A 12,599-nucleotide genomic window follows, 5' to 3' on the forward strand; every position below is an offset into this window, starting at 1 on the left:
GTGCTCGACCCAGCGTGCGGCTCGGGCAACTTCCTGTATCTGTCCCTGCTCGCCCTCAAGGACTTGGAGCATCGCGCCAATCTGGAGGCCGAGGCGCTGGGCTGCTCGCGCGAGTTTCCGGCAGTCGGCCCCGAGTGCGTGCTTGGGATCGAACTGAACCCCTACGCAGCCGAACTGGCCCGCGTGTCGGTGTGGATCGGGGAAATCCAGTGGATGCGCCGGAATGGCTTTGAGGCGTCCCGCAACCCCATCCTCCGCAGCCTCGGTAACATCGAGTGCCGGGACGCCGTGCTGGATGTCGAGACTGGCCGGCGGGCAGCGTGGCCGGAGGCGAATGTCGTGGTTGGTAACCCGCCCTTCCTCGGCGGCAGCAAGAAGCGCAGCGAACTTGGACTGGAATACACCGAAACACTGAAGGCCGCTTGGCCCCATGTACCCGGTGGAGTTGACTTGGTTTGCTATTGGTTCGCGGGCGCTTGGGACCGGATGGTAGCGTGCAAACTCGAACGAGCCGGGCTAGTCTCAACAAACTCCATACGGGGCGGAGCCAACCGCGAAGTCATCAAACCAATAGTGGCACATGGTCGCATCTTCGAGGCTTGGGGGGATGAGGCATGGACGGTTGATGGAGCGGCAGTCCGCGTCTCATTGATCTGCTTTGAGCGTGAAAGAGGCGACGAGACACCATCCCTAAACGGGTTGCCAGTGGACAAGATCAACAGCGACCTAACAGACTTCCCCTTTGACCTGACCTCCGCGCTTCGACTTTCGGAAAACAAGTCCACATGCTTTGAGGGCGGCCAGAAACATGGACCCTTCGAGGTCGACGATGACACTGCAAGAGCGTGGCTCCAAGCGCCCAGGAACCCTAACGGTCGGCCAAACTCTGATGTTTTGCGCAGGTTCGTCAATGCCACCGACATTGTCCGTCGGATGTCCGACGCATGGGTGGTGGATTTTGGTGCCGTCATGTCTGAACACGAAGCCGCCTTTTTCGAGCAGCCCTTCGAGCACATCCATGAGCATGTGAAGCCTGTAAGGATGAAGAGTTCGCTGGCCGCGCACCGGGACTACTGGTGGCGACACCACCGCACTAGGCCCGAACTACGCAAGGCGCTGGGGGGAAAGTCTCGATACCTCGTCACACCTGTGGTGGCGAAGCATCGCGTATTCACGTGGCTCACCATGAACTATTGGCCGACCAATCTTGTCGATGCCATCGCCCGCGACGACGACACCACCTTCGGCATCCTGCATAGCCGGTTCCACGAGCTGTGGGCACTCGGCATGGGCACATCGCTGGAGGATCGCCCACGCTACACGCCTTCCACGACCTTTGAGACATTCCCATTCCCGGAAGGTCTGACCCCGGCCACGCCAGCCGCCGACTACGCCGAGGACCCGCGCGCCCAAGCCATTTCCACCGCAGCGGCCCGCCTCAACGAACTGCGCGAGAACTGGCTGAACCCGCCCGACCTGATCGAGCGCGTCCCCGAGGTCGTCCCCGGCTACCCTGACCGCATCCTGCCCAAGGACGAGGCCGCCGCCCAGGTGCTCAAGAAGCGGACCCTGACCAACCTCTACAACCAGCGCCCCGCATGGCTAGACCACGCCCACCGCGCCTTGGACGAGGCTGTGGCCGACGCCTACGGCTGGGGCGACGACTTCCGCGCTGGGACCCTGACCGACGACGAAATCCTCGCCCGCCTGTTCCACCTCAATCAGGAACGGGCCGCCCGCCAGTGAGCGACACGCTGGCCGAAATGGTTCCCGCTCGCCACCCGCCGCTACATCATCCGCGCCTTGGACTTCGCCTTGCCTCGCGGCGACTACATGGCGCGCTGGCCGACCAGCTTCTTCGACCTCCACACCAACCACACCCGCGCGAAAGTCTATTCCGGCATCCCCCGCGTCCGCCCCTTGCCCAAGGTCTCCGGTCCGCTACCGCTCGGCGTCAAAGCCCTGCTCGACAGATGCGCCGCCTACGACCTCCAGCACGCCGAAATGCAAGACTTCGTGGCCTTCGAGTTCCTCTATGCCCGCCTGTTCGGAGCCGCCGTGCGCCCCTTCCTGCCAGCCGCCTACATGGCTGCCGCGTCATCAGCTCGCCTCCCCCTGACAACGCAACGCGCCGCCATGGGCGGCATTGCCATGCACGAACAGATCGCCGACACCTTCGACCCCGAGGAACCTTCGTTCTTCCCCGAGTGGGACGGTGACTAGTCGGCGGCTGCGCATCTGTACGCCCGGCGTATCTGTCTCGTTTTCGGCTGCCTCACGGGTTTCGCTATTCCGATACCGTAACAGACAAGACGCACTCCTTGCGCCTTTCGGTCCGGCGGGACCCTAATCACGATAGCGCCCGTGCCGTAGAAATACGGAAGTTAACAGCGGGGATGGATCATGCGGACAGCACCGGCCTTTTGGCCTAGCCGCAGGTCTGGGCGCACCGGGGTGCACTCCAAAAGCGACCGACAAACCTCAAGGTGATGTCAGCGCCGACGCCATTGCGGTGTCGCTGGAACGTCCATCAGGTGAGGACGCAAAGCCTAGCCATGAAACCAGCGGTTGCTGCATCACTCGGATGCCGTGGTAGACGCTCCTCCAAGTTCGATCCGTCTTTGGGTCGTACACGGCGGTCTCGAAACTCGCGGAAAACTGCGACTTTTCGGGATGGAAGGGGGGTAGGGGGGATGGCCGGGGTGATCCAAAGCTCACTCCAAGTTGCCTAAGGTGATGTAGGATAATGATATCCTGATTACTTCTAGGGTAACCTTTGGGGTGACCCAGTAGGGTCTGACAGCTAACTGGCAGTTTATCCCCCCAACCCACCGCATGTGTTTTGCTTAGGGGCTAAACCTCGAAGCGAGGCAACTTCGCGATTGCTTCTCGCAGGGTACCCAGTGGAACTGTCCCATACCTCCTCCCCTGATTGGGAGAGGCGTGACCCTGTAGCTTGTCCATGATGTGCTCTTGTATTTCGGCCACCCTGCACAAGGTTTTGAACTTGTGCCTCCATCCGTGGTTCGGCTGGGGTGTCTCTACGCCGAGCGTCCTGACCCACTTGGCGAGGGCACTGGCTCTCATCTTGGAAGCGGGGTTGAGGGCGGTGCCGGTACCCTCTGCGTAGAACAGAGGTGTCGGATCACCCGACCGGGCTAGGTCAATGAACCCTTGATCAATGAGGTGTGGGTGAAGGGGGACCTTGCGTGCCTCCCCGGTTTTCACACCTCCGTCTGCCTCGGGCGAAATCAGGACGAACCAGATGCCGCCCTCCTGCTGGACATCCATGGCTCGCAACTGGGTCATCTCGCCCACCCGCGCTCCGGTATAGGCGCGGAGCCATGGCACCCAACGCCGTGCGCGTGCGTGATGGTCGGCAAGACCGGCTGGCTGTGGCCCGAGAGCCGCCCGCAGGATTGTTGCTGCCTCGTCATCGGAATGCTCACGCTCTCGCGCCCTGATCGTCTTGGGCCCCCGCACCTTGATCCCCGCAGCGGGATTGGTCGGGATGGCACCATCCTCGTAAGCGATAGAGAAGGCGGCGCTGACAGCCGGAAGATACCCGTCCTTTACGGTCTTAACAGATAGCCCGCTGGCTACGAGCGCGCCCGTCCAAGCGTTTATATCCGCCCGCTCCACGCGGATGGCGTCATCATGGCCAAGATGTTCAATCAGGCTGGTCACCCGGCTGCGCCACTTCTGGACGGTCTTGGGGTTGGCCGTCCCTGATTGCGCGAAGCGTTCGTAGAGCGCCGAGAGGGACAAGCCCGGTTGCGGACTGTGGGCCGCAGGGTCCCGCGCCGCTCGAGGAATACCTAGCGCGTCGTTCCCCGCCTCCATGATGGTGATTGCGCGCCGCAGCTCTTCAATCTCGGCGTCCCGCTCCTTGATCAGATCAACAGCGGCAGCCTGCTCAGGCTCAAGCATGGCGGTGCTGGTCATCCGCCGCTGTCGCCAAAGAGTACGCAGCTCCCGCCGCGCAATCCTGCGCTCTTGACTGGCATCATCCAAGGCCACTTGCGCCGAACGCTCCTCCTGCTCCCGTGTGCTCAGTGCACTCGCAGGGCTGTTCTCACGCGCATCTTGGTCAGACCGATGGGAACCTCCCGGTTGATCAAGATTGACGCTGGAGGCCTCCTGAGAGGCGACTGAGGCTATAGCTTGACGTGCCTCATCGATGAGCGCGTCGGTTTTGACCTCATGGGGCCGCAAAAGCCGCTTCGCTGTCTCCCGGTCCTTAGTTCCGAGACTGAACTTCCACTCAGTCCGAGGTCTGCCTGAGTTGGTCCTGAAATGCCCCTTGAGGTCGTCGGGCACGGGTCGCCGGAAGTAGTAGGTTGCGCCGGTCTTGTTGAGGTAGGTGCACATGAGGTCGCCTCCGTTACGAATGTAACAGCCGACTGTCAAAAACCCTTGTTTTCCGGTGATTTCCTAGGGTTCCCTAGGTGCCGATGGTGCTGCTGGGGAGGATTGAACTCCCGACCTCACCCTTACCAAGGGTGCGCTCTACCACTGAGCTACAGCAGCGTGACCATCGTGCCAGGCGAATCCCGCGCCGACTGCCTTGCGGGCCGGGCGGTTCGCAGGGGCGCGCTATTGGCCGGGGGCCGGGTGGTTGTCAAGCGCGCTTTGCCGCTCTTGCTAGGGCTTTGCCGCGATGCCATCACCGGCCGATGGACAAAGGCGACGACAAGCAGGCCGCAGCCCCCCTTTCCGACCGTTCGGGCGGCAAGCCTGCCGTAGCGGAAACGCGCGAGGAGCGTCTGGCCCGGCAACTGCGCGAGAACCTGCGGCGCCGCAAGGCCCAGGCCCGCGCCCTGCGCACACTGCCGGATGGCGGCCAGAGCGGCTGACGAAGAGCCCGACTGCGCCGGTTTTGAACATGCTGAAACTGCCGGGTTGAGCCTGCGGCGGATTCGGTTAATCTTGAAACAATGACATCCGTGCTATGCGTGGAGCCATCATGGGACTGAACATTCGCACTTTCCGCCGCGCGGGCCTTGCCGCGCTCGCCCTGCCCGCGATGCTGCTGGGCACCACAGCCGCGCAGGCGCAGGCGCAATCCGCCGCGAGCGCCACGGCCCCTGCCGAGACGTTCGAGCAGTTCATCAACGGCCCCAATGGCTCGGTTCTCGACGGTCGACAGGCCGACACGACGGTCGGCACCGGCCTCAAGCAGAACCTGTTTGCCGTCGCCCGCCCCGACAAGGGCCGAATCGGCGTCGCCGCGCTCGACCTGTCGACCGGGCAGAGCGTTTCGATCATGGGCGACCAGGCCTTTCCGATGGCCAGCACGTCCAAAATCGCCATCGCCGCGACTTATCTCGCCGGCGTCGACAAGGGCATTTATTCGCTGACCAACACCTATCCGCTGATGGTGCCGGTCGCGTCCCGTCCGTTCTCCAGCAAGGTCGCGCCGGTCGCGCCGGGGATGCAGATGTCGGCCAGCACGCTGATCGAACGGATGATCACTCGCAGCGACAATGCGGCGACCGACGCGCTGCTGAAGGCAGTCGGCGGTCCGGCGCAAGTCACCAAGTGGCTGCGCGCCCACGGCTTCCAGAAGACCCGCATCGACCGCGACATCGCGACCTTGGTGCGGGACGACGGCGAATTCGATCCGGCGACCACGGTCGACGTGCGCGATTCGACCCCGCCGGAGGAGATGGTCCGTCTCGTCGCCGGGATCTACAAGGGCGACTGGCTGTCGCGCGGCAGCACCGACGTGCTCGTCGGCGCGATGACCCGCACCATCACCGGGCGCAACCGGATCAAGGCGGGCCTGCCCACCGGCACCGATTTCGGGCACAAGACGGGCACGCTGAACAACACCGCAAGCGACGTCGGCTTCATCAAGATGCCCGACGGTCGTGTCGTCGCGGTCGCGATCTATGTCACCGGGCAGGGCGGCAAGCCGCAGCGCGATGCGCGGATCGCCGAAATCACCCGCACGCTCTACAACGGCTTTGCCAATCCGCGGCTGGCGGTCGGCGGGGCAAACGACAACACCCGCTCGCAGTAGTTCGGTGAGCCGGGCGCCGCCGCAACGGCCCGCCCGTTCAATCTTGCGCGAACAGGTCGGCGTAGCGTTCGCGCAGGACCTTCTTCTGGATCTTGCCCATCGTGTTGCGGGGAAGCTCGTCCACCGCGATGATCCGCCGCGGCACCTTGAAGCCGGCAAGGTCGCGGCGCAGGTCGGCGCGCACCGCGTCCTCGTCAAGACGGCCTGACGGACGGACCACGGCGACGACCGCTTCGCCGAAGTCGGGGTGGGGCACGCCGATCACCGCCGCTTCGGCCACGTCGTCCCGGTCGTCGAGAAGCGCCTCCACTTCCGCCGGATAGACGTTGAGCCCTCCGGAAATGATGAGATCCTTTTCCCGCCCGACGAGCTGGACATAGCCGTCGGCGTCGATCAGTCCCATGTCGCCGGTGATGAACCAGCCGCCGGGGCGGAACTCGCTCGCGGTCTTTTCCGGCATCTGCCAGTATCCGGCGAAGACATTGGGGCCGTTCACTTCGACGATGCCGACCTCGCCGTCGGGAAGCGGCGCGCCGTCCTCGCCCGCGATGCGGACCGACACGCCGGGCAGCGGCGGGCCGACGAAACCTGCCTTGCGCGCGCCTTCGTACGGATTGCTGGTGATCATCCCGGTTTCGGTCATGCCGTATCGTTCGAGCACGCGGTGGCCGGTGCGGGCTTCGAAAGCGCGATGGATGTCGGCCGACAGCGGGGCCGATCCGGAAACGAACAGGCGCATCGCGCTCGCCGCTTCTCGCGTGAAGGCGGGGTCGTTCAGTAGACGGATGTAGAAGGTCGGCACGCCCATCAGAACCTTGGCCCTGGGCATGGCGGCGATCACGGCCTGCGGATCGAAGCGAGGCTGGAAGATCACCGCCGCGCCAGAAAAGAACGCGCAGTGCAGCGCGACGAACAGGCCGTGGACGTGAAAGATCGGCAAGGCGTGGATCAGGCGGTCGTCCGGCGTGAAGCGCCAGAAATCGATCAGCGTCTCGCCGTTGGACACCAGGTTGCGATGGGTCAGCATCGCGCCCTTGGGCTTGCCGGTGGTGCCGGAGGTATAAAGGATCGCCGCCACGTCGCCGGGCTGGCGCGCGAAAACCGACGCATCTGCATCGGTCAGGTCGGCGAAGAGGTCGTCCAGCGTCGCAATGGCCAGCGCGTTGCCGCCTATGCGACGAAACAGATCGCGCGACGCGTTGCGACACACCGCGAGGACCGGCGTCGCGTCGGCGACGAAATAAGCCAGTTCGCTTTCGGTATAGTCGATGTTGAGCGGCAGGTAGATCGCGCCGAGCCGCAGCGTCGCCAGGTAGAGCACGACCGCCTCGACCGACTTGTCGGTCTGCGCCAGCACGCGTTCGCCGGGCGTCACGCCGCGATTGCGGAGCACCGCTGCAAGCCGCGCGGCGGCGCTTTCGAGATCGCGGTAGGTCCAGTCCCGATCCGCCGTCTCGATCGCCACCTTGTCGGCGAAGCGCGCCATGCTGGCCGCCAGGCGCGCGTAGAGGTCGGGTTCGGACATGCAGCGGCTACTCCCTGGTTCGGGGAGCACCCCTGCCCTTGGCACCATGCTGGTGCAAGCCCCTCCGCGGCAGGGACGTGGGCGGCGCAGGCAAAGAAAAGGGGCGCGGGAACCGATGTTCCCGCGCCCCCATCCTGTTCAGCGTGATGCCGAGATCAGTCGACCTGCGCTTCGGCGGTCGACTCGTCCTGCACGTCGGCTTCGACTTCGGCAGCGGCACCGTCAACGGCGGCAGCGGCGTCGGTCGCGGCGTCTTCAACGGCGGCGCCGGCGGCGTCCATGTTCTCGGTGGTGTCTTCGGCGGCGGCGTCAACCGTCGTTTCAGCGGCTTCTTCAGTCTTTTCCGAGCAAGCGGCGAGCGAGAGAGCGGCGCCGGCAGCGGCGGCGGCGAGAATGATCTTGCGCATGAATATGCATCCTTGTTCCGTGTCCGCACGACGGGTGGTCCCGATCGTGCGAGGCAGGACCAGCTGGTCAGCCTCTTGCGCAGAGATAAGGAGGAAGGGCCCGCGATGCAAGCACTTCGCGCAATAACCCAGTCTTCATATCGCAGGAGATATGGGCGAGACTATGACGCAATGCGGCAAGATTGCGGCATTTCGGAAAATTTTCGGCCCTCCGCTCGGTGGCCGAATTCCGCGGCTGACCTTGCGGCCAAGCACTGCTAATCCACCGCCCATGAGCGATGCCGAACACCCCGCCCGCAAGCCCCATCTCTATCTCGTCGACGGTTCCGCCTACATCTTTCGCGCCTATCACCGGCTGCCGCCGCTGACCAATCCGCAAGGGACGCCGGTCGGCGCGGTCTACGGCTACACGACGATGCTGTGGAAGCTGGCGCAGGACCTCGACGAGGCGGACGGGCCGACACATCTCGCCGTCATCCTCGACAAGGCGTCGCAGTCATTCCGCCACGACCTCTACGCCGACTACAAGGCGAATCGTCCCCCTCCGCCCGAAGACCTCGTGCCGCAGTTCCCGCTAATTCGGGACGCGACCCGCGCGTTCAGCCTGCCCTGCATCGAGGAAGAGATGCTGGAGGCCGACGACCTCATCGCCAGCTACGCCCGCGCGGCGACCCGGCAGGGCTGGGACGTGACGATCGTGTCGTCGGACAAGGACCTGATGCAGCTGGTCGGCAAGTGCAGCGAACCGCACGACGGCGTGCCGGGCGGCTGCATCGACATGCTCGACACGATGAAGAACGCGCGGATCGACGTGGCCGAAGTGATCGAGAAGTTCGGCGTGCGGCCCGAGCAGCTGGGCGACGTGCTGGCGCTGATGGGCGACAGCGTCGATAACGTGCCCGGCGTGCGCGGGATCGGCCCCAAGACCGCGTCGAAGCTGATCAACGAATTCGGCACGCTCGAAGCGGTGCTGGAAGCCGCGCCTTCGATGAAGAAATCGAAGATGCAGGAAAACCTGATCGAGCACGCCGACATGGCCCGGCTTTCGCGCGAGCTGGTGCAGTTGAAGGAAGACTGCGCCCTACCGATCCCGCTCGAGGATTTCGCGCTCGACGGCATACCGACCGAACCGCTGGCCGAATTCCTTTCCGCTCACGGCTTCACCTCGTTGCTGAAGCGGCTGGGCGCGGGGGCGGGCAGCCCGTCGCGCAAGACCGAGCTGCACCCGGCCAAGCCCGTCAACGGTGCGGCAGAGACGGTGGGCAAGGGCGCGACGCGCCAGCCCCTGCCGGAATGGCCGGCCATCGATCTCGACAGCTACGAATGCGTGCAGACGCTCGAAAGGCTCGATGCCTGGATCGCGCGCGCCTTTGCGGCCCATGCCGTCGCGGTCGATACCGAGACGTCGTCGCTCGACGCGATGCGCGCCGAGCTGGCCGGGGTCAGCCTTGCGCTTGGCCCCAACGATGCCTGCTACATCCCGCTGGCGCACGGCAGCGACGACATGTTCGCCGAGCGGCCCGAGCAGGTCCCGATGGACGTTGCGCTGGCCAGGCTGAAACCGCTGCTGGAAAGCGACGCGGTGCTGAAGGTCGGGCAGAACATCAAGTACGACATCAACGTGCTGGCCCGTCACGACATCCATGTCGCGCCGGTGGAGGACACGATGATCCTGTCCTTCGACCTCGACGCCGGGCGCGGCGGGGGCGGCATCGGCAATGCCCACGGCATGGATTCGCTGGCCGAAACCCATCTTGGCCACACCACCCTGACCTTCAAGGACATCTGCGGCACCGGCAAGAAGCAGATCCCCTTCAGCGCCGTGCCGCTGGACAAGGCGACGCGCTACGCGGCGGAGGATGCCGACGTGACCTGGCGGCTCTGGCAGGTGCTGCGCCAGCGCCTCGCCGACGAAGGCGCGACCCGCATCTACGAGCAGGTTGATCGCCCGCTGATACCCGTGGTCGCCGCCATGGAACGGCACGGCATCAAGGTCGACCGCGAGGTGCTGGCCGCGATGTCCGCCGAGTTCGCGGGCCAGTGCGACACCCTCGAAAAGCAGATCCACGAACTGGCGGGCGAGCCCTTTACAGTCGGCAGCCCCAAGCAGCTCGGCGACATCCTGTTCGACAAGATGGGCTACAAGGGGGGCAAGAAGGGGAAGAGCGGCCAGTATTCGACCGACCAGTCGGTGCTGGAGGCGCTCGCCGCGCAGGGGGTCGACATGGCGGCCCGCGTTCTCGACTGGCGGCAGCTGTCGAAGCTGCGCTCGACGTATACCGAGGCCTTGCAGGAGGCGATCAACCCGCGCACCGGGCGGGTCCACACCAGCTACAGCCTCGTCGGCGCGCAGACCGGGCGGCTTTCGTCCACCGATCCCAACCTCCAGAACATCCCGATCCGCACCGAGACCGGCCGCCGCATCCGCGAAGCGTTCGTGGCCGAGCCGGGCAGCGTCCTGCTCGCCGCCGACTATTCGCAGATCGAACTGCGCCTCGCCGCGCACATGGCCGACGTTCCGCCACTCAAGGAGGCTTTCGCCAATGGCGAGGACATCCACGCCCGCACCGCGCTGGAGATGTATGGCGAGGTGACCCGCGATACCCGCGCCAAGGCCAAGACGATCAACTTCGCGATCCTCTACGGCATTTCCCGCTGGGGTCTGGCGGGACGGCTGGGGACCGAGGCGGACGAGGCGCAGGCGGTGATCGACCGCTATTTCGAGCGTTTTCCCGGCATCCAGCGCTACATCGTGTCCACGCTCGAGAAAGTGCGAGAGTGCGGCTATTCGGAAACCCTGTTCGGTCGCAAGACCCACTTCCGCAACATCAATTCGAAGAACCAGGCCGAGCGGCAGGGCAGCGAGCGGGCTGCGATCAACGCGCCGATCCAGGGGACCAGCGCCGACATCATCAAGCGGGCCATGGTGCGCATGATGCCCGCGCTGACCGATGCCGGGCTGGGGCACGTCAGGATGCTGCTGCAGGTGCACGACGAGCTGGTCTTCGAGCTGCCCGAAGGCGACGTCGCCGCCGCCAGCCCGATCATCGGGCGGGTGATGGCCGAAGCGGCGCTGCCTTCGGTCACGCTCGACGTGCCGCTGGGCATCGACATCGGCACCGGCCGATCGTGGGGCGAGGCGCACTGACCGGGCCGACGACTCGAGCCGACCGCCCTGTAATGACCGAAGTTTTCGACAGACAGGGCAGGTCGTGACAGGTATCACCGGCCCCGCACATCAATCGACTGGCCCCGCGTTGTCCGAAAGCTCTCCTCCCGCCCTCAGTGGTCGCACCGTGATCCGCCGTCGGCGGGTCTCGGCGCTGCTCGTCTTCCTGCTGACCGCGGCGGGCCTGATCGGCAGCCTGCTCCTCGTCTGGTCGACGATCTCCAGCGAGCGGGCAGAGCGCGAGCAGATGCGCCGCACGGCAGAGATCATGGCGGCGCTGCGCGACATCGACCGGGCCGCGATCAATGCCGAAACAGGGCAGCGCGGCTATTTCATCACTCTGGACCGCCGCTATCTCGCCAGTTACGAGTTTGGCCGCTCGCTCTACCCCCGCGCGCTGGAGCGGCTGGAGGAGCGGCTGACGGAGATGGACCCGTCGGGCGAACAGAAGCAGTTGCTCCAGTCCATACGCGAGCATGGCGACGCCAAGTTCGACGAGCTTGCCGCCACCGTCGCGCTCACCCAGCAGGGCAACGTGCGCGAGGCGCAGCTGCGGATCCTGTCGAGCGACGGGCGCATCGCGATGGAGCGGTTGCGCGGCGCGCTGTCCCGGATGGAGGCGGCCGAGCAGGAGATCCTCGCGCAAGCGAGCGGGCAAGCCTTTGTCGCCGAGCAGCGCGTCCTGCCGCTCCTGGCCCTTACCTTGCTGCTGACGCTCGGCTCGCTGACACTGGGCCTGTGGCAGACGGTGCGCGCCGCGCATGGCGAGGCACAGGCCGAGCAGGCGCGCTTCCTGGCCGAGGCGCGCGACCGGGCGGACCTGCTCGCGCACGAGCTCAATCACCGGGTCAAGAACCTCTTCGCCGTCGTGCTGGCCATCGTGCGGATGAGCGCGCGCGACGCGCCGGAGGCCCGGCCCGTGACCGAAAGCATCGCGGCGCGCATCCACGCCCTGGTCGATGCCCACGACGCCACGCAGGGAAAGGACGCCGAGGGCGGCGCGAGCTTGCGCGTGCTGATCGACAAGGTGCTCGCGCCCTATCTTTCCGACGGCAACCCGGTGGAGGTGGCCGGGCCGGAGGTCACGCTGACGGTCAAGCAGGCAACCCCGCTCGGCCTGGTGCTGCACGAACTGGCGACGAACGCGGTCAAGTACGGCGCCTGGTCGCAGGGTGACGGCCAGGAGGGCGGACGCATCGCCATCGACTGGCATCTGGAGGGTGATGGCGAAAGCCGCGAGGTCGTCTTCCACTGGCGCGAACGATCGGATCGTCCTGCCGCTCCGTCCGAGCGCGAGGGTTTCGGCTCGCTCCTGATGAAAAGCAGCGCCCGGCAGCTTGGCGGTACCATCGAACGCACTTTCGGGCCCGATGGCATGACCGTCGCGATGCGCCTGCCGCATCCCATTGCCTGACCAGGCCCGAAACGTGGCTTCCGCGCGATACGCCCCTTGCTTGCGGTCACCGGCCAGGC

General features: G+C 65.4%; 9 protein-coding genes, 1 tRNA gene and 1 pseudogene. 6 read left to right on the forward strand and 5 right to left on the reverse strand.

Annotated elements, in window-relative coordinates; genetic code table 11:
- Entirely contained in the window at positions 1–1,746 is a 1,746-nt protein-coding gene (locus J2X37_RS07315) for a DNA methyltransferase (protein WP_310019419.1), read from the forward strand.
- Positions 1,747–1,803: 57 nt separating this feature from the next.
- The gene (locus J2X37_RS07320; protein ID WP_310019420.1) at positions 1,804–2,223 is read left to right on the forward strand and encodes a hypothetical protein; all 420 of its coding nucleotides are present in this window, start codon (positions 1,804–1,806) and stop codon (positions 2,221–2,223) included.
- 630 nt (positions 2,224–2,853) lie between these two features.
- Here the strand turns inward: J2X37_RS07320 and J2X37_RS07325 are convergent.
- The 3 genes and pseudogenes from J2X37_RS07325 to J2X37_RS07330 all read right to left on the reverse strand — a co-directional run bounded on the left by J2X37_RS07325 (position 2,854) and on the right by J2X37_RS07330 (position 4,530).
- Positions 2,854–3,945, reverse strand: a complete 1,092-nt coding sequence (locus J2X37_RS07325) for a tyrosine-type recombinase/integrase (protein WP_310019422.1) — start codon at positions 3,943–3,945, stop codon at positions 2,854–2,856.
- 231 nt (positions 3,946–4,176) lie between these two features.
- Positions 4,177–4,371, reverse strand: a pseudogene (locus tag J2X37_RS16530) (DUF6538 domain-containing protein); the annotation flags it as partial.
- Between the two features lie 84 nt (positions 4,372–4,455).
- Positions 4,456–4,530 (reverse strand) — tRNA-Thr (locus J2X37_RS07330).
- 146 nt (positions 4,531–4,676) lie between these two features.
- Here J2X37_RS07330 and J2X37_RS07335 point away from each other — a divergent pair.
- Both J2X37_RS07335 and J2X37_RS07340 read left to right on the forward strand, forming a co-directional pair.
- Positions 4,677–4,856 (forward strand): hypothetical protein, encoded by a 180-nt coding sequence (locus tag J2X37_RS07335; protein ID WP_310019424.1) that lies wholly within the window; start codon positions 4,677–4,679, stop codon positions 4,854–4,856.
- 110 nt (positions 4,857–4,966) lie between these two features.
- Positions 4,967–6,025: a serine hydrolase gene (locus tag J2X37_RS07340; protein ID WP_310019426.1), complete on the forward strand. Its 1,059-nt coding sequence runs from the start codon at positions 4,967–4,969 to the stop codon at positions 6,023–6,025.
- A 37-nt stretch (positions 6,026–6,062) separates the two neighbouring features.
- Here the strand turns inward: J2X37_RS07340 and J2X37_RS07345 are convergent, their stop codons facing one another.
- Both J2X37_RS07345 and J2X37_RS07350 read right to left on the reverse strand, forming a co-directional pair.
- The gene (locus J2X37_RS07345; RefSeq protein ID WP_310019428.1) at positions 6,063–7,550 is read right to left on the reverse strand and encodes an AMP-binding protein; all 1,488 of its coding nucleotides are present in this window, start codon (positions 7,548–7,550) and stop codon (positions 6,063–6,065) included.
- Positions 7,551–7,705: 155 nt separating this feature from the next.
- Complete coding sequence (locus J2X37_RS07350) at positions 7,706–7,957, reverse strand: hypothetical protein (protein WP_310019430.1); 252 nt, start codon at positions 7,955–7,957, stop codon at positions 7,706–7,708.
- 271 nt (positions 7,958–8,228) lie between these two features.
- On the opposite strand from J2X37_RS07350, the gene polA reads away from it, so the two are divergent.
- Positions 8,229–11,105, forward strand: a complete 2,877-nt coding sequence (gene polA, locus J2X37_RS07355) for a DNA polymerase I (protein WP_310019431.1) — start codon at positions 8,229–8,231, stop codon at positions 11,103–11,105.
- Positions 11,106–11,253: 148 nt separating this feature from the next.
- Positions 11,254–12,540 carry a CHASE3 domain-containing protein gene (locus J2X37_RS07360; RefSeq protein WP_310019433.1) on the forward strand — a complete coding sequence of 429 codons (1,287 nt, stop codon included), beginning with the start codon at positions 11,254–11,256 and terminating at the stop codon, positions 12,538–12,540.
- Positions 12,541–12,599: the final 59 nt, after the last annotated feature.

It is taken from the genome of Croceicoccus sp. BE223 (assembly GCF_031457155.1).
Lineage (GTDB): Bacteria > Pseudomonadota > Alphaproteobacteria > Sphingomonadales > Sphingomonadaceae > Croceicoccus.

What these genes read in the sequence shown, in the direction of transcription:
- polA (WP_310019431.1), top strand. Translation starts at nt 8,229, where the DNA reads ATGAGCGATGCCGAACACCCCGCCCGCAAGCCCCATCTCTATCTCGTC.
- J2X37_RS07335 (WP_310019424.1), top strand. Translation starts at nt 4,677, where the DNA reads ATGGACAAAGGCGACGACAAGCAGGCCGCAGCCCCCCTTTCCGACCGT.
- J2X37_RS07350 (WP_310019430.1), bottom strand. Translation starts at nt 7,957, where the DNA reads ATGCGCAAGATCATTCTCGCCGCCGCCGCTGCCGGCGCCGCTCTCTCG.
- J2X37_RS07340 (WP_310019426.1), top strand. Translation starts at nt 4,967, where the DNA reads ATGGGACTGAACATTCGCACTTTCCGCCGCGCGGGCCTTGCCGCGCTC.
- J2X37_RS07325 (WP_310019422.1), bottom strand. Translation starts at nt 3,945, where the DNA reads ATGACCAGCACCGCCATGCTTGAGCCTGAGCAGGCTGCCGCTGTTGAT.
- J2X37_RS07345 (WP_310019428.1), bottom strand. Translation starts at nt 7,550, where the DNA reads ATGTCCGAACCCGACCTCTACGCGCGCCTGGCGGCCAGCATGGCGCGC.